The sequence below is a fragment of the Methanobrevibacter sp. genome, from assembly GCF_045112895.1.
GTDB lineage: Archaea > Methanobacteriota > Methanobacteria > Methanobacteriales > Methanobacteriaceae > Methanocatella.
Genome location: NZ_JBGUIH010000012.1, coordinates 13,510 through 30,129, shown reverse-complemented (window position 1 = coordinate 30,129; position 16,620 = coordinate 13,510). Strand labels below are relative to the sequence as shown.

Genomic DNA, 16,620 nt, shown 5'->3' with positions numbered 1-16,620 from the left:
GTTAATAAAAAGCAAACAAAAACAGCTTAAAATCTGATAAATCAATTCGAGTTATAAGGGCCGGACTTTTCAATTTTCCTGCTGGCAATCTGTGAAGCAAAAGAACCTGCAATTTCACGGGGTTTGAGCAATAATTTTTGAGCAATGTATGCTGCCATATAGGTGTCCCCGCAGCCTGTCGTATCCACAACATCCTCACATTCAACGGCATCAATTATGATTTCATCATCAGAAACTATCCTAGATCCTCGACTTCCATTAGTTATGACCATCTCATCTACATCAAAGACCATGCCGATGATGCTTGCCTCATCCTCATCCAGAAATATTGAAGTGACGCCTTCTAAAACATCACTTAACTTATCAAAGTTCTCTAATTTTATAGTATAATTTCCATTTACTTCATCTGAAGGAACCCTTAAAAATCCCTGAACTGAAATGAAAACCGGAACATTGAAACTCTTTATATATTCTATGGTTTCAATTGGAAAATCATATCTGTTAAGAGGATTCAAAACAAAAGCGTCAATCTCCAAAGGTAATGCATCTTCCAAATCCTGCTTTAAAATTGGAATTCTTGCAAAATTGGTTGACTGTTCCCGGATATCCAAATTATCCTCAAAAGGATACTTATTGATAAAGTAGTGAGTATCTTCCTTCAAGATTACTTTAACCTTATCCTTTGAAGGAAAGCTGTTTGCCAGCTCAATATCAGAGCAGTTTACGATAGCCCGGTAATCCTTGTGAAATTCCTCAAAAACAAAACTTTGATAATACGTTGGCCCTCCGATTCTCTGTGATTCCTCACCACCGATAACTATCAAATCTTTTGTTACAGGGCCGATAACAACTAACGTCATAAAAAAAGATTTAACCTTTATTTCATTTAAAATTTTAGTCAACTTCAACAGTTGCATCAACATCCAGAATTCTGCATTAAGTTATATTTATATAATTAAAAAATGTAAATTATAGTAGTGATTTAAAATGGCGATAGTTGGAACAACAATATTTTCACATATCCTTCCATTGATATGTGGATTTTTTGGATTTGTATTTATAATATCCGGATCTTTGGAAAACGATAGAAACAAATTAGGATTAGGCATTGCATTATTCATTATAGCTTGCGTATTCCCATATCTGATTTTATATGTTCTAGTCTAGGATTTTCACTTCACCGGAATGCAGACTAGTTCCTATCAATACTTTTTTTATGCCCAATGACTCTAACTCACCAAGAGAGTCCTTATTCAAACCACCAGCAATGATTAATTTTTCTTTTAGCTCCTTGAATTCATCAAGCAATTCCTTATTATATCCATGTTCCGTTCCAACGCCGGAAATATCCAAAAGGATAATCTCATTAGGATCCAATCTTTTTAGAACTTCCTTAAATTCAGAAAGGGACATATCGAAATTTTTGGATAACAGTTCATTGTTCTTAACATCTACACTGACTACAATCCTTTCCTTTGGGAATTTCTCGAATATCCTTTCCATCTCCTCAATGCTTTCAAGGGTTTCTGTCGGAACGATTATCTTATATGCATAATCCAAGAAAAATTCGAAGGATTCGTAATTCTTAACACCGCCATCAAACATTACAGGTATGATTGTATTGACCATCTTCACGTCGTTGATGTTGTGTCCGACTGATTCTATAAGGTCCAAATCAGCAATGTACATTTCATCGGCACCATTCAGTTTCAGCCCTTGGGCAATTTCAACCGGATTGGCTGACGGTGCAAAAACTGTGCTTAACGGTTTATAAGTGTCTCTCATACCGGATTTGCCACTTACGGCTTGGTGTTGTTTTAAATCAATAACGGGAATTTTCTTAATCATGATAATAGTTAGATAAAAACAAGTATTTAATATTTTTAAAAAAGTTAAGGAGGTGAGGAAAGCCGACGTGTTTTTGCTTTCCTCGAGAATATAAAAAATAATGATCAATTTATAGGTAAATAACAGATTAGTTATGAACCTCTATTTATTAAGTTAATTCACATACTATATAAATGTTACTATAATTTAGAAAAATTAAAGTATACTTGAATATATGATTTTTAAAAAAACTTTAAAAAAATAAACATAATATAATATTTAATACAAAATCATTAACAAAAATTAACAAATTATCAATAAATATAAAACGCAATATTTTAGGCACATAAAAATTTGTAATAATAAATAAAATCAGATTGATAAACTCAAATTGATAAAAAAAGAATAAAGAAAAGTTTGAAGTAATGAAAGAGGGAATTTAATTTAAAAGATAGTATTACGTGTTTGACCTTAATATTGCTAAGCTATTTTGTTACTTCAAACTCTTAATTAATAATTGAATTTTTTAGTATAAATACTTTTTTATAAAAAAGTAATACTAATTTAATATAAAAAATTAATATAGTAATACTTGGAAATTTAAAAAAATAATTAAACTCTATAATTCTCATCAATATATGAATCGAACTTCAAATAAGCCTCATCAATGGCCTTAGTTACTTGATCTTGAGTAATCTCTGAAAGCTCATCAAACAGCACTCCAACATCAACATCAACATCCAGCTGTTCATTGTCATAGCTGAGAACAATATCCAAATCGATATCCTCCAATTCCTTCATGGAAATAAACTTTGAAACTTCACGTTCGAGAATTTCTCCAAAATCATCGGAAATGACAGCCAAATCATCTTGAGTTAATTGCTTTAATTTTGACATAAAAATCTAAAAAAAAGAAAAATGAAAGTATCGAACCTATTGGCCCATACCGTTCATAGCAGTTTGAATAGCAGCTTGCATTTCTTCAAGTTTTTTGACGACCCTTTCTTCCTGGCGGGTCATGGTTTGTTTTCTTAACTCGAGAGTTTCTAATTTATCCGCCATTTCAGCCATTGCGTCGTCATATTCCACTTTAATAAGTAAAGTGCCTGCTTGTTTAAATACTTCAGTTGATGAATCAGTTTTTTTAAGTTCATCTAATGCGTTTTTGGTTTCTTGAATTTGAATTTCAACATTTTGAACTTGCATACTTACAGCTTGAGCCTGTTGTTGTAATTGTTGAAACTGATTTAATTGTTCTTGAATGTTTTCAGGAATCTCCATATTATCACCTTTATAAATTATATTATGAACATCAATTGGTTAAATTATTTATTTCCAATGCCAGCTTAATCCACTTTATTGCTGAGTTAACAGAAGCCCTAAATGATGTGGAATCTTCTGCATCAATATTGATTACAATATTTGAATCATCTAAATCCAATGTCATGGATGATCTGAAGTCGGGAGCCGTATCGAATTCCAAAAGAATAGAATCATAAACTATTTTGGCTTGACTGCTGTTTTCAAATTCGATGACTATATTGCTTTTGACAGATTCAAGAGGGCTTTCATCAATCATTTGAAACCTCTAAAATCTTTTTAACATTAATCTGGAAGTTGATTTTGTCTCCAAACTTGTTGATGAAATTAATTTTAGCTACAGAATCGTCACTTTTAGAAATCAAGATATAATTTTCTTCTGCCTTATCCACTAAATCCATGTCCAGAATGTCGCTTAAGACATTGAGCCTGTCGACTTGTGATACTATTTTCAATTGGGATGGAGCAATATTCATTTTTTCGCCATCCTCAGATGCTCCAATAAGAATGGTAAGCAATAATTCTCCCTTATTAGAATAAAATGATATTCTGCTAGGATTGCCTTTTATTTCATTGACGACAGCCAAATTAAACTCATCCACTTCCAGTGCCTTAAGTAAAAGCTCACGCATGTTCATTTTTCCTCTGTTGACAGAGGTAGATCCGGTCGCATGCGCTAAATTTTTACAGAACTTTCTAGTTTTTTGAGAAGGTTTTCTAGAAGTTGAGATTAACATTTAAATCAAAAATAGTAAAAAATTTAGTAAAAGCAGATGAATTATCTTGCTTTTATGATTCTAGTAGTTTCTGGAACATTCTTAAATAAAATCCTATATCTGCATTTAGGACATTTATTTTCCATGTAGCTTTTATGGTCTACTTCTGCTCCACAACGTGGACATCTATACAATGCCTATTCCTCCACTTTAATGTATCTAATACTACGTGCTGCGGATTTTGCCATAGGAGTTTGTGGAACGTAAGCTCCTCCAGTGAAGACTGCACCACATTTTCTACATTTCCAAATTCCAGCAGCTTGTCTTTTTACGTAAGGTCTAGCGCATTTAGGACAAACATGGTCTTTTTTCATGTTTTCTTCAATAATCTTAACAGATCTTTTAGCTTTTCTTCCGTATCTTGCACCGAACCTTCCTGTAATACCCACTTTTTTAGTTCTTGCCATTTATATTCTCTCCATAATAATAAAATTTAATCAAATGTAAATAAATTGATTATCTAAAATAATCATAAAATTATCTAATATTACAATATTGAATATACTAATATTTAAAGGTTTGCTTAAAATAGGTAATTTTAAGAAAAAACACCTGTTTTAATATAAAAATATATGATTTTGATGAGAAAAATCCATTTTCCTATAAATCTTTATGCCTCATTGTAGTCTCATCAAAACAATATGGTAAGTGCCCAACTATTCAGGAGGTGAATAATTAGGACTTTCATTAGTAATCAACAAGTCATGAGGGTGTGATTCCTTAATACCGCTACTTGTAATTCTGACGAATTGTGCTTTTTCCTTCATTGCAGCAATATCTTTGGCACCGCAGTATCCCATAGATGATTTCAAACCACCAACCAGCTGGAACAGTATTTCAGCGATAGTTCCCTTATATGGCACTGCACCTTCAATTCCTTCAGGAACATATTTTGTGTGGTTCATCTTACTTTTTTGACCTTGGAAGTATCTGTCTGCTCCACCATCATACTCACTGGTCATTGCACCCATGGAACCCATTCCACGGTATTTTTTGTATTGCTTACCGTTCATGACTACAATATCACCAGGTGCTTCAAGGGAAGCTGCAAGCAAGTTACCGAGCATTACTGCATCTGCGCCAGCACCAATAGCCTTTGCAACATCTCCTGAGTATCTGATACCACCATCGGCAATGACTGGAACGCCTGAATCTGCAGCCGCATCAGCAACATCGGAAATGGCTGTCAATTGCGGCACACCTACACCCGCTACAATACGGGTGGTACACATTGAACCTGGACCGATTCCTACCTTAAGTGCGTCAACACCCATGGAAATCAAGTCTTCTGCAGCTTCTGCAGTTGCAATGTTACCGACACATAATTCAGCATCAATATTGTCCTTGATGGTTTCGGTGAATTTGACTACATTCATGTTATGCGCATGAGCGCAGTCAATGGAAATGATGTCCGCACCTGCCTGATCAAGTGCCATTGCCCTGTCCAAATCAAACGGACCGCATGCAGCAGCAACCAGGAAGTTGCCGTCTTTATCACGAGCAGCTTTTGGATATTGGGCATGATTCAAGATATCCTTAATTGTAATAATACCTACCAATTTGCCTTCATGAACAACCGGAAGCCTTTCAACCTTATTTTCATAAGCAATATTCAATGCCTCTTCGGATGAAATGCCTTCATCAACAGTCACAACATCGGAAGTCATGATGTCTTTAACAGCCTTATTCGGTTCTGATTTTAAGACCGGTCTGATATCCCTTTTAGATATGATACCTATAATTTCATCACCTTCAACGACTGGAAGACCGCTGATCAGTTCATCATGCATTTTTGCTTGAACTTCAGCAATTGTAGAATCCGGGGAAATTGTAACAACATCACGAATGGTTAAGTCTTCAGCATTCTTAACCTTCTTGACTTCTTCAACCTGTCTTTCCTGTGTGATGTTTCTGTGAATTACACCTACTCCGCCTTCCTGTGCCATTGCTATAGCAAGCTCTGCTTCGGTTACAGTATCCATAGCAGCACTTAAAACCGGAATGTTCAATTTAATTCCTTTACCCAGTTCAACTGAAATATCAATATCCTTAGGTTCCACATAACTGGCGTTAGGAGTTAAAAGAAAATCATCAAACGTGAAAGACATTCTTGCTTCTTGAACTTTTTTTGAAAATGACATAATAATAACACCTAATTAGAATGAATTTAATAATTCTTTAAGCTCAGCTACAGCAGTTCGGTGTATTTTACCGGTATTTCTGTCACCGCCAATACATGCAGCTCCTCTGATACCAACCACATCACAACCGATATCATGCAATGGCTTTAATTGGTCCTTTTTGACAGATCCTGCAAGTGCAGTCAACAATCCATAGCTGTGAGCCTCTTCAACAAACGCTTTTAATTGGTCAACATCCAAATGATCGAATAATGTAAGACCGTCTTTGACTGCAGTATCAAGCATTGCAAGGTCGCATCCTGCATCTTTAGCTATTTTTGGTATTTCCATAGGATTGACCGCACCGACACGGTGAGCATCTGCATAACCTGCAGCTACAATAATTGTATCTTCACTAACATCTTTTACAGTTTTAACAACGTTTTCCATGACTTCAACAGCTTCGTCATGGTTTTTGGTTCCGTATAATCCAACTTTAATATAATCCGCTCCGGAAACGTGAGCTCCCATTGCTGCAAGAGAAACGGTACCTGGTTTGTAAGGCACATCACCCAAAGTAGCGCTGACAAGCTTATCTTTAGGAGTTAACTCTCTAATTTCCTTTATAACCCAAGGGAAATTAGCCCCTAAGGAACCTTCCTTAGGATTTTTTACATCAACAATGTCTGCTCCGCCTTCAATAGATTCTAGAGCTTCTTCACGATTTATAGGGCTTATTAATAGAAGCATAAATTTCCTCCAATAAAATATAATATTATAATATAATAATATTACTTCTTTATTATTTATAATACTATTGTTTTTAGGAATAATTTTAAAAAAAATAAGATTAATAAGGAGAATCATTTTTGGAGATATTGTCCTTAATGACACCATGGGCTTTCGGATAAAATCCAACACCGGTTGAAAACTTCCTCATGTTTTCAATAATTTCATTTGTCGGAATGGCCAAAGGACAATTTAAAGTGCACAGTCCACATAGAGTACACATGTAAAGGCCTGAATTATAGCATGCCTCATCATCTTCAATGAATTTTGACATTGCAACGCCTCTGCCTCCCAAATAGTTATTAAATCCAAATTCATTTCCGACTGCATTGTATACCGGGCAGTGAACAACGCAATTTCCACAGCCAATGCAGTAAAGGCATTCAGGTATAGCTTCACTTCTGCCGTTATCCAATAAAATAACAACAACCTTTTCAGCACCATACATATTTTTCAAAAGTTTCTTCTCAATATCGGCAGTCTTTGACGGTCCTGAAATCACATTCATATATGAAGTCACATAGCTGCCTGTTGCAAAGATTGTTTCAAGTTTGCATACGGAGATTGCATCTTCCAGTGTAGGCACTATTTTATCGATTCCCGCTACAATTATATGCAAATCCTTTAGTGAAACTATTGAAATATTGCCCTCATTGTGCACCATTACAAGGGACCCTTCCTCGGATGCGATAGCATTGGCTCCACTTATACCTACATTTGCAGTTTCAATGCGTTTCAGCACATCACTTCTTACAAGTTCCATAATTTCTCTAGGTTCCGGATTCACATGAGCACCCAAAGACTCGTTTACAATACCTGTGATGTCTGAAATATTCAAATGGGAAGCCGGACCTGTCGGATGAACAGGATTATTGTCAGTCTTTTTAAGCTGCAATATGCGATCTCCCAAATCAGTTTCAACAACATCAATGTCTTTATCGGCCAAATGATTTTTAAAATCAATTTCGCGCAAGGTATTTGATTTGGCTTTTGCAATTGCTTTGCAATCATATTCCAAGAGCAAATCATCAATGACTTTTAAAGCGTCTTCGGAAGTTTCAGCTATTATAAGATCAATATCATTGCGTTTGAATGACTCGCAAACTTGATTTATCAACTCCTGATTGTTTTCAATCGAGTATTTTTTTATTTCACGAACCCTTTCAATCAATCTTTGGGTTGATGGCGATTCTTTAATATGGTTTGATCTTTTTTTAACCGTATCGAAAGACCTTCTCATTGTTTCAAGTTCACTGGCCTTCATCCAAACCACCATATTTCACTAAGAATTCGGTTAAGTCAAGCACTTCCAAATCATCATTTTCCAAATTGAGTTTGCAAAACGGACATGGTGTTACCAATGTTTTACATCCTGTTTCCTTTGCCTGTTCTATTCTTGATTTTCCCATTTCAAAAGCGATTTCCGGATAAGCTGACTTTACCCCGCCACCGGCACCGCAACATAGACTTTCTTCACGGATATTTTCCATTTCAACCAAATTAGCGGCTGATTTGATAACCTCGCGCGGCTCATCATATTCATCGCAATGGCGACCCAAATGGCAAGAATCATGGTAAGTAACATTTAAATCTGATTTAGATAGATTAAGTTTGCCTTTCCTGATTAACTGATTTAATAATTGGGAGATGTGTATCACATCCAAACCCTCATAATCATCCTTTAAGGTTTTATAGCATCCGGCACAGGAAGTTATGATTGTTTCTCCTTTGAGAATTTCAGTATTCTTTCTGATCTGTTCAGCCGCTTCATCAATGAATCCTGTTCTAAGCAATACCGAACCGCAGCATTTCTCATCATCCAAAACGTGATAGTCGACATCGGCTAATTTCAATAGCTTTTCGGTTGCCTCTTGAATATCCGGCAATTTCTCCTGTGCAGTGCATCCTCTAAAATATAACATAAATCATTCCTCTTTCTCATCAAGAGTGATTTCGTTGCTTAATGCCACTTCCTTAACAATCTTGTTTACATCATCCTGCAATTTGTCAATCCTGGAGTATAGCTTGAAAATTGTGTAGGCCAAAACAGCAAAAACAATGATTATTACAAAATCAAGTCCACGAGTTATACCGAATAGTCTAGCAAATGAGTTACTGAAATTAGGGAAGATTGCAAACAAACTAACTAGAACCCAAAAAATAGTCCATAAAATTGTTGTAATTAATGTATTTTTCTCTTTTAGATATCTTAACAAAAACCAAACAATAGCTATTATAGATATTATTGGAAATATGATTGAATATAATAACATTTAAATCACCTAAAATTGATGTCTAATCATCTGAATCAAAATCTTAAATGCAACAGTCACATTTGTTCCTTTTGCCTGAGTTTCGGGAGTGTAAATTGTTCTGATTGGAACTTCTTCAAATGGGATATTATTATCATTGACTTCACGTATGAACTCTGAAGAGATGAGATACCCTCTGGCATTAATGTTAATCTTTTTCAGGGCGTCGATGGTTATGGCCCTGAAGCCTGTCTGTGAATCGCTTACGTCAACCTTATAGAATATCTTTGTCAAAAGGTTCATTATGGCATTTGCTATATTTCTGCTTAATGGCATGTCCTTTAAAGGCCTTACTCCAATTACCGCTTGAGCCCTGCCAGTTATTAACGGTTCCAACACATTTTCCAAATCATTTGCATCATGCTGACCGTCGGAATCCATATTGACAATGTATTTTGGACTGTATCTTAAGACAGCATCAAATCCTGTCTGCATAGCTACCCCTACACCCCTATTGATGATATGAGAGTAGATAAAGATACTTTCAGGATATTTCCTTTGAGATTCCTTGACAACCTCCAAAGTGTTGTCTGAAGAGCCGTCATTGACTATGACCATCTTATATCCTTTCTCTGCAATTTCCTCAATTACAGGTTGAATCCTTGTTGCTTCATTATATGCCGGAAGAATTACATAAGTGTCCTTTTTATCTTCCTCTGATACTTCAAATCCCATTTTACACCTTTTATAGTGGTCCTGCATCTTCTTTTCCTTCACGCATTCCCATTCCAGCTTCTTTTCTCATTGCTTTTCTGTGATACATCATCTTAATTAGGTTTTGCGCATGTTCACGTGCCCTGTTTTCTGCAAGCTTTGCAAGTTCAACAGGATCATCTTCTTCATCTTCATGTACAAACACTTCCAAGATATGGGTGTTTGTCATAAGCTGTGCATTAATGAGACCGGTTGATGCTTCGTGAGCGCACATCTTATCCTTTTCCATTGGTCCCGGCATTCCAAGTGCCATTACAATATCACAGTTCTCTTCTTCAATGAGAATCTTTGCAGTTACAGGCAAATCTTTAACGCCCGGAACTGTTTGTCTGATTATTTTTAAATCATGAGCATTATTCTTAAGCTCGTCAATGGCTGCAGCAGCCATATCAAATCGAGCAAATGTAGTGTCACAAATTCCAATTCTCATTTTAAATTCACCTTAAAAAAAGATATGTTTTTATTAATATAAAACTTTAATTAAAAATAAAAAAGTATTATGAATTAATATTCTGAATAATACTTTAGGTTTTAAAATTATGAAAATTTAGGATTTAAAAAAAAATTAGTTTTTGTTTAACAATTTCAAAAACTTATCCTTAGCCTCATCAATTGTCAACGGATAGTCTCCTTGCATGTCAAAGCCTTCTTCCTCAAGCTGCTGGAAGAGATCTGTAACAATCGGGACTTTTAGATTGGCTTGCTCCAATATTTCAGGTTTTGCAAAAATCTCCTTAGGAGTGCCTTCCGCAATCAGAAGGCCATCAACCAGAACAAATACCTTATTGGCATAATTCGGAACAAGATCAACCTCATGTGTTGAAATAATGATTGTGATTCCTTCATTATTAAGCTCATTCAACAGTTTTGACAAATCGACCACACCCTGCGGGTCAAGACCGGCAGTAGGCTCATCCAAAACCATGATTTCAGGCCTCATTGCAAGAATTCCTGCAATAGCAACCCTTTTCTTTTGACCTCCGCTCAAGTGATGCGGTGCGGTTTTTTCATATCCGCTCATTCCTACACGAGCCAAAGCCTCTTCAACCCTGTCCTGAACTTCCTCCATTGACAAACCCAAGTTTAGAGGTCCGAATGCAACGTCCTCTTCAACAGTAGGAGCGAAAATCTGGTCATCCGGGTTTTGGAAAACGATTCCAACCTTCTGTCTGAACTTAAGCAAAGACTTCTTGTCATATTTCAATTCTTCACCGTCGATAAAGACTTGACCTTCATCAGGCTGGTAGATTCCATTTAGATGAAGAAATAGTGTTGATTTACCAGCACCGTTTTTACCTAAAAGGGCAATCATATCTCCTCTTTCAACTTTTAAGCTAACCCCTTTGAGTGCCTGATAATCAGAATTATAGGAATATTTAATATTTTTTACTTCTAACATCTTAATTCTCCTTTTTTCTTGGTTCATAAACCGGAAGTTCACCAGAATATCCTCTTGAATCTAAAGCGAACTGCAATGTTTCACTTTTATCAAGAGATCTTAAAAATATTGTACTTGCAAGAGCACCTAAAGATTTAAATGAAGACCAATAGGAATTATATCCTAGCCTAGAATCCTGCGCTTTCTGCATTGTATCAATTTCATTTAAGAATATGAATATTGTATTATACATCAAAAGAGCAATTTCAACCATTAATTTTGGAACTTTCAAAGTTCTTAAACAGTTTAAAATCTTTGCAATAGGTGTAGTAAGCGCTAAGAAACCTAAACAAGGCAAACAAGCCATTACACGCATAAATGTATAAACAGCATAATGCCAAGAATCATCAGTTATTACAATTCCCCATATTCCTGTTTCAAAAATTACATTCCCTTTTCCAAAGAAGAACAATAAAAAGAAACAGGTTATAACAAGGAATGCCATTGGAAGTGATAGGAATTTTAAGTAAGATTTATAGCTGATTCTTGCGATTGCTAATATGACAATGGACATTACAACGAATATGAGTACATCAAAATATAGATTATCAAGTGCTAATGTAACAATTAATAAGATTATTGTTAAAAACAGTTTAAAATAAGGATTTGTTTCTGTTAAAGCATTGTGATGCGCAATATAATCCATATCAAATTTCATAAAATCACTTAATCTCTAAAAAAAAAAGAAAAAATAATAAAGAAGAATTATTCTTCTTTACCTTGTCCTCTCCAGTAACCGAAGAAGTAACCAATAATGATTGCCCCTATAGCTGCTTGAAGAGCGAATAATAAACTTTCTATTTCACCACTAGGTGGTTCCCAAATTGATGAAAACCAAGGTTCGAAACCGGTTTCTTCGATAGCTTCTCCAGCTGCATCGTCAGCTCCGCCAAAGTATCCATCATCTTCCCCATGACCATTAAACATTATTAATGGTGCAATAAACAATATAAGACAAACGACTGCTAAAATAATTAAAGTTGATGTTTTCATATTTATCACCTTATGCTTCATTAGGAGCTAATGCACCGAGTTTATCTAACAATTTTGGTTTGTAAGCTTTTAATCTGTCCCAGATAATTACTGTTAAGATACCTTCACCAATAGCTAATGGTACTTGAGTTACTGCGAAAATAACTAAGAATTTAGATAATGCTGATCCAAAAGTAGGAGCAGGGAATGCGAAAGCCAATTGGAATGAAGTAGCTACGTAAGTTAATAAGTCACCTAAAAATGCTGCAAAGAAGATTGCAATAGTGGATGAAATATTAGCTTTGGTTAAACCTTTGTATACGAGCCATGCAGCTAAAGGTCCGACAATACCCATTGAGAAAATGTTTGCACCTAAAGTAGTTAATCCACCGTGAGCAAGTAAAAGTGCTTGGAATAAAAGTACGATAGTTGCGAGTACTGCGGTTACAGCAGGACCGAATAATGCTGCACCTAATCCGTTACCACAAGGGTGAGAACAACTTCCAGTAACAGAAGGTAGTTTCAAAGAAGACAAGATGAACATGAATGCTCCGCTTACAGCAAGTAAAGCTTTGGATTCAGGATTTTCATCTACAATTTTTTTGATTTGATATAAACCAAAGGCCACAACGGCGAATGATATGACGAACCATATAATACACCATGTCAATGGTAAATATCCTTCCATAATATGCATATATAATTTCCTCCAAATAACCTATCAATATAATTTGATAAACTAATCAATAAAAATTTAAAATATAATTAAAATTTATTAAAGTTTTATTGATAATGTTATTATATACCTTATTATATATAAATATTATTAATAATACTTTGAATAAAAATCAGAAAGTTAATCTAAATTTAATAAAAATAAAAACCAAGTTGATAAGATGAATGTAAAAAATAACCTAATTTTGGCACTTGACGTAATGAGTGAAAGTGAAGCTATTGAAATTTGCGATTCAATCAATGAACATATTGACACCATAAAAATAGGCTACCCATTAGCACTTGCAGAAGGTCTTGAAATAATCGGGAAACTAAAGGACCGATTCGGATTTAAAGTAATCTGCGACTTTAAGGTAGCCGACATTGATGCTACAAACTCAAAAATATGTGACGAAACATTCAAGGCAGGTGCTGATGCAATAATATGCCACGGCTTTGTTGGATCAGACAGCGTTCAGGCTTGCCTTGACATGGCGAACAAACATGGAAAAGAGCTATTTTTGCTAACTGAAATGTCACATCCAGGAGCTAAAATGTTTCTGCAAAAGGATGCAGAGGCAATAGCCCAAATGGGAGTGGCCATGGGCATCACAAATTATGTTGCGCCTGCAACCAGACTTGATAGATTATCAAGTATAAGAGATATTGTCGGGGACAATGCATTTATAATCTCTCCCGGAGTTGGAAAACAGGGTGGTGACGGTAAAAAAACCCTTGAATACTCCAATGCCATTATTGTTGGAAGAAGTATATACGAAGAAAACAATCCTAAGATTGCCTGTGAAAATTTGATTGAATCATTGAAATAAAGCCAAACTATTTAAAATAAGAAAAATAAATTTAATATTGTTCTTATAATCTGGGAACTAAAATAAATTTAAATGGGGTGAAAATGCATGGCAGATGATGTAAAAAAATTGATTATGGAAACAATCTTAGCATTAATCACAACTGCATTCGCATTTGTAGCCGGTGAAGCATGGAACAGTGCTATTCAATCATTAATCGAAACCTTCGTAGGTACTGGAGACGCACTTCCTAGTCTATTCACTTACGCTATTATTGTAACTATAATTGCTGTTGTCGTAACTGTACTCATTGCTAGAGTAGCTGGTAAAATGGGCGTAGAAGACGACGACTAAACATAAAACAAAAGGAATTCCATATTCCTTTTTAACTTCTTTTTTTAATTTAACTTTTCAAAAACAATTCCTGCAGATTCATAAGCTATCTCAAAGGATATGAAGCAGAAGAATATCCAAATATTGAATACACCACAGATAGCCAATATCAAAATCACGACTTTCATCACACACCTATACTCGAAAAACAGATTCAGAAAGGCATTATCAGTGTATTTTGAAATCAATTCATGGCCGACCTCATCGCCAAATGCCGCAAGAATGCAAATCAAGAGAATTACTAAACTTAACTCCGGAAGACCAAAGACCAGACAGATGAAAAGATAGACTACTAATGTAAGGATATGATGGATTCCATCTACCTTCAAAGCTATGAAATTGCCAATAAGAATAGCTATAAAGATATAAGCCGCTTCAGCATTGTAGATTGTGGCAAATGCAGATGCAAATGCACATAAAACACCGAAGACACTTGCAAACTTCAAATCTTGATTTTCATCAAACAGGTCATCCGAATATTTCATGAAAAATCCGGACAGCAAAAATAAAATCGCCAAAATAATATAACTCATCTAATCACTATCAATCTTATCTAATGCCGCTGCATAGATTAATGGGAAAATAACTGTAACGTCACCAACAACACTGGCAAGACTGGAACCGCATCTCGCTTTTGCCCATGACTTGGCCTCTTCAAGAGGTGCTCCACCTAAACTGCCTGCTTCAGGCCTGTCCATCGTGATTTGAATGGCCGCATCAAGTCCTCCTTTAATAACGTTTGATGCCAGGGTGTAGTGTTTTGTAAGGCCTCCGCCTAAAAGAATTGCACCAACCTTTTCTGATTCAAATACAATGTCTGAAAGATAATGCATGTCGCCTACCGCACTGATTGTGAAATCATGGTCCTGGGTGAAAATCCACAATTGAAGGCCCATCATCGAATCAATGAGCCCTGGTGCAAATATAGGCACATCATTTCTTGCAGCAGTCGCTACAAATGAGTTTTCATCATCTACCAAAAGACCTATTTCATGCAATAATTCCTGGATGGAAACTACTTTCTTTTCAGAGGCAATCTGTTCAAAAATCTTGATTATTTCCGTTTCAAAAATAGTAAAATCGTCAGAACCGACATTGATGTCTGCAATACGACCTATTCCTTCTTCATTCAGTTCCTCATCATCCTTTCCTTCATGGCGATAATGAGAGCCTCCAAAGGCCTCGACAAGGTCATGAGTAATATTTGCTCCGCTTGATACGATTAAATCGACATGGCCTTCCCTAATCATTTTGGTCACTATGTTCCTCATGCCTCCAGGTATTAAAGGACCGCCCAAACTCATGAAAACGCTCATGTCCTCATTTTGGATCATGTCGACTAGGATATTACATGCGCGTGCGACTCTGCCTGCACCCAAAACACCAGATTCATCAAATTGAGCTATTAAATCTGATATTCTCATATTGCCTTCTACATCAATTTGGTTAACTTTCATTAAATCACATAAATTAGTTTGTAACAATTGGGAATTGGTCTAGATTAGTAATTGTGTTAATTAAATCAGTTCTTGTGACAATACCTAATAGATTATTGTCGTTATCTGCTACAATCAATCTTGAAATTGATTTTTTAAGCATGACCTCAATTGCATTAGCTATCTTCAAATCTTCATTGACAATAACAACATTTGTTGACATCAATTCACCGACAGTGAGATTCTCCTTATCATTGGCAATTGCATGAACAAGATCGGTTAATGTGAATACTCCAACCACTTTTCCGTCTTTTATAACTGGAGCCCCATCAATATCATTATCTGCCAATTTTTTAGAGGCATCCTTAACGGAGCAATCCATTGTGAATGATATTACATCTCTGCTTGCAATATCCCCTACGCTTTGCTTTGGAATGCTTCTGATGGTCTTTGTATCCACTAAGAGGATATTGTCCATATCATCACGGCCGACGATTGTACCCATGATGCCCAAATTGTTTACCGGTGTGGGTCCAATGCTTACGGTATCGCCCAAGTTCAAGTCTTTGATACTTCCAAGAACTTTTATCGCCGCTTCACATTCACTAGGTTGAGGAACACTTGTAAATTCAATTCTTGCAACTGAAATATCTTCAATCCTTTTACCATTCTTATATATCGGCACTTTTGAATCCTGATCTGAAACAGAGATGTTTAAAGAATGATAAGCTTCAATTGTTGGCTTGTATCCTCCTCTAGGTCCAGGCACACCCTTGACAAGACCTAAACTTCTTAATGATTGCATCTGGTTACGAATTGTTCCGGGATTTCTCCCCATAACCTCAGCAATATCCTCACCTTTAATAGATTTGCCATCGGAAGATTGGTACAAATTAATTAAAGTTTGTAAAATTTCTTTTTGAACAGATGTTAACATGTTTTATCCCCATCTACTAATCTAATATATTAATTTATGTAAGGTATACCTTATAAATTTTAA

General features: G+C 35.6%; 25 protein-coding genes. 3 read left to right on the top strand and 22 right to left on the bottom strand.

What is annotated here, in order from left to right:
• Positions 1 to 41: 41 nt before the first annotated feature.
• Complete coding sequence (locus tag ACJMLD_RS02770) at positions 42 to 860, bottom strand: PfkB family carbohydrate kinase (RefSeq protein ID WP_405267752.1); 819 nt, start codon at positions 858 to 860, stop codon at positions 42 to 44.
• A 127-nt stretch (positions 861 to 987) separates the two neighbouring features.
• Between ACJMLD_RS02770 and ACJMLD_RS02765 the strand changes: the two genes are divergently transcribed.
• Positions 988 to 1,167 carry a hypothetical protein gene (locus tag ACJMLD_RS02765; RefSeq protein ID WP_405267751.1) on the top strand — a complete coding sequence of 60 codons (180 nt, stop codon included), beginning with the start codon at positions 988 to 990 and terminating at the stop codon, positions 1,165 to 1,167.
• Here ACJMLD_RS02765 and ACJMLD_RS02760 read toward each other — a convergent pair.
• From ACJMLD_RS02760 to ACJMLD_RS02675, 18 genes are all read right to left on the bottom strand, one after another.
• Positions 1,159 to 1,848 (bottom strand): HisA/HisF family protein, encoded by a 690-nt coding sequence (locus ACJMLD_RS02760; protein ID WP_405267749.1) that lies wholly within the window; start codon positions 1,846 to 1,848, stop codon positions 1,159 to 1,161. The genes ACJMLD_RS02765 and ACJMLD_RS02760 overlap by 9 nt on opposite strands.
• A gap of 591 nt (positions 1,849 to 2,439) precedes the next feature.
• A complete protein-coding gene (locus ACJMLD_RS02755) occupies positions 2,440 to 2,724 on the bottom strand; it encodes a DUF3194 domain-containing protein (RefSeq protein WP_405267747.1) in 285 nt (94 codons plus the stop codon).
• A 36-nt stretch (positions 2,725 to 2,760) separates the two neighbouring features.
• The gene (locus tag ACJMLD_RS02750; RefSeq protein WP_405267745.1) at positions 2,761 to 3,108 is read right to left on the bottom strand and encodes a prefoldin subunit beta; all 348 of its coding nucleotides are present in this window, start codon (positions 3,106 to 3,108) and stop codon (positions 2,761 to 2,763) included.
• A gap of 31 nt (positions 3,109 to 3,139) precedes the next feature.
• Positions 3,140 to 3,406, bottom strand: a complete 267-nt coding sequence (locus ACJMLD_RS02745) for a KEOPS complex subunit Pcc1 (RefSeq protein WP_405267744.1) — start codon at positions 3,404 to 3,406, stop codon at positions 3,140 to 3,142.
• Positions 3,399 to 3,884, bottom strand: coding sequence for a ribonucleotide-diphosphate reductase subunit beta (locus ACJMLD_RS02740; protein WP_405267742.1), 486 nt, complete (start codon positions 3,882 to 3,884; stop codon positions 3,399 to 3,401). The genes ACJMLD_RS02745 and ACJMLD_RS02740 overlap by 8 nt, the downstream gene beginning before the upstream one ends.
• Positions 3,885 to 3,925: 41 nt before the next feature.
• A complete protein-coding gene (locus ACJMLD_RS02735) occupies positions 3,926 to 4,057 on the bottom strand; it encodes a DNA-directed RNA polymerase subunit P (protein ID WP_082706360.1) in 132 nt (43 codons plus the stop codon).
• Between the two features lie 3 nt (positions 4,058 to 4,060).
• Positions 4,061 to 4,330, bottom strand: coding sequence for a 50S ribosomal protein L37Ae (rpl37A, locus tag ACJMLD_RS02730; protein ID WP_405267740.1), 270 nt, complete (start codon positions 4,328 to 4,330; stop codon positions 4,061 to 4,063).
• 249 nt (positions 4,331 to 4,579) lie between these two features.
• Complete coding sequence (gene guaB, locus ACJMLD_RS02725) at positions 4,580 to 6,064, bottom strand: IMP dehydrogenase (protein WP_405267738.1); 1,485 nt, start codon at positions 6,062 to 6,064, stop codon at positions 4,580 to 4,582.
• A 15-nt stretch (positions 6,065 to 6,079) separates the two neighbouring features.
• Positions 6,080 to 6,793 (bottom strand): (5-formylfuran-3-yl)methyl phosphate synthase, encoded by a 714-nt coding sequence (locus tag ACJMLD_RS02720; protein WP_405267736.1) that lies wholly within the window; start codon positions 6,791 to 6,793, stop codon positions 6,080 to 6,082.
• A gap of 100 nt (positions 6,794 to 6,893) precedes the next feature.
• Positions 6,894 to 8,096 (bottom strand): LUD domain-containing protein, encoded by a 1,203-nt coding sequence (locus ACJMLD_RS02715; protein WP_405267734.1) that lies wholly within the window; start codon positions 8,094 to 8,096, stop codon positions 6,894 to 6,896.
• Entirely contained in the window at positions 8,083 to 8,754 is a 672-nt protein-coding gene (locus tag ACJMLD_RS02710) for a (Fe-S)-binding protein (protein WP_405267732.1), read from the bottom strand. Before ACJMLD_RS02710 ends, ACJMLD_RS02715 begins: the two co-directional genes overlap by 14 nt.
• Positions 8,755 to 8,757: 3 nt before the next feature.
• Positions 8,758 to 9,105: a DUF2304 domain-containing protein gene (locus ACJMLD_RS02705; protein WP_405267730.1), complete on the bottom strand. Its 348-nt coding sequence runs from the start codon at positions 9,103 to 9,105 to the stop codon at positions 8,758 to 8,760.
• Between the two features lie 9 nt (positions 9,106 to 9,114).
• On the bottom strand, positions 9,115 to 9,846 hold the full coding sequence (locus ACJMLD_RS02700; RefSeq protein ID WP_405267784.1) for a glycosyltransferase family 2 protein: 732 nt from the start codon (positions 9,844 to 9,846) through the stop codon (positions 9,115 to 9,117).
• Positions 9,830 to 10,288: a riboflavin synthase gene (ribC, locus tag ACJMLD_RS02695; protein WP_405267728.1), complete on the bottom strand. Its 459-nt coding sequence runs from the start codon at positions 10,286 to 10,288 to the stop codon at positions 9,830 to 9,832. Before ribC ends, ACJMLD_RS02700 begins: the two co-directional genes overlap by 17 nt.
• A 135-nt stretch (positions 10,289 to 10,423) precedes the next feature.
• On the bottom strand, positions 10,424 to 11,257 hold the full coding sequence (locus ACJMLD_RS02690) for an ATP-binding cassette domain-containing protein (RefSeq protein ID WP_405267726.1): 834 nt from the start codon (positions 11,255 to 11,257) through the stop codon (positions 10,424 to 10,426).
• Between the two features lies 1 nt (position 11,258).
• A complete protein-coding gene (cbiQ, locus tag ACJMLD_RS02685; protein WP_405267724.1) occupies positions 11,259 to 11,954 on the bottom strand; it encodes a cobalt ECF transporter T component CbiQ in 696 nt (231 codons plus the stop codon).
• A 47-nt stretch (positions 11,955 to 12,001) separates the two neighbouring features.
• Complete coding sequence (locus ACJMLD_RS02680; RefSeq protein ID WP_405267722.1) at positions 12,002 to 12,289, bottom strand: energy-coupling factor ABC transporter substrate-binding protein; 288 nt, start codon at positions 12,287 to 12,289, stop codon at positions 12,002 to 12,004.
• Between the two features lie 10 nt (positions 12,290 to 12,299).
• The gene (locus ACJMLD_RS02675) at positions 12,300 to 12,965 is read right to left on the bottom strand and encodes an energy-coupling factor ABC transporter permease (RefSeq protein WP_405267720.1); all 666 of its coding nucleotides are present in this window, start codon (positions 12,963 to 12,965) and stop codon (positions 12,300 to 12,302) included.
• Positions 12,966 to 13,164: 199 nt separating this feature from the next.
• On the opposite strand from ACJMLD_RS02675, the gene pyrF reads away from it, so the two are divergent.
• Positions 13,165 to 13,812 (top strand): orotidine-5'-phosphate decarboxylase, encoded by a 648-nt coding sequence (gene pyrF / locus ACJMLD_RS02670; RefSeq protein WP_405267718.1) that lies wholly within the window; start codon positions 13,165 to 13,167, stop codon positions 13,810 to 13,812.
• 87 nt (positions 13,813 to 13,899) lie between these two features.
• Positions 13,900 to 14,145, top strand: a complete 246-nt coding sequence (locus ACJMLD_RS02665; protein ID WP_405267716.1) for a DUF5654 family protein — start codon at positions 13,900 to 13,902, stop codon at positions 14,143 to 14,145.
• A gap of 44 nt (positions 14,146 to 14,189) precedes the next feature.
• Here ACJMLD_RS02665 and ACJMLD_RS02660 read toward each other — a convergent pair whose 3' ends face one another.
• The 3 genes from ACJMLD_RS02660 to ACJMLD_RS02650 are packed head-to-tail and all read right to left on the bottom strand — an operon-like array spanning position 14,190 to position 16,557.
• Positions 14,190 to 14,717: a hypothetical protein gene (locus tag ACJMLD_RS02660; RefSeq protein ID WP_405267714.1), complete on the bottom strand. Its 528-nt coding sequence runs from the start codon at positions 14,715 to 14,717 to the stop codon at positions 14,190 to 14,192.
• Positions 14,718 to 15,641, bottom strand: a complete 924-nt coding sequence (locus tag ACJMLD_RS02655; RefSeq protein WP_405267712.1) for a deoxyhypusine synthase — start codon at positions 15,639 to 15,641, stop codon at positions 14,718 to 14,720.
• 13 nt (positions 15,642 to 15,654) lie between these two features.
• Positions 15,655 to 16,557: a CBS domain-containing protein gene (locus ACJMLD_RS02650; RefSeq protein ID WP_405267710.1), complete on the bottom strand. Its 903-nt coding sequence runs from the start codon at positions 16,555 to 16,557 to the stop codon at positions 15,655 to 15,657.
• Positions 16,558 to 16,620 lie beyond the last annotated feature (63 nt).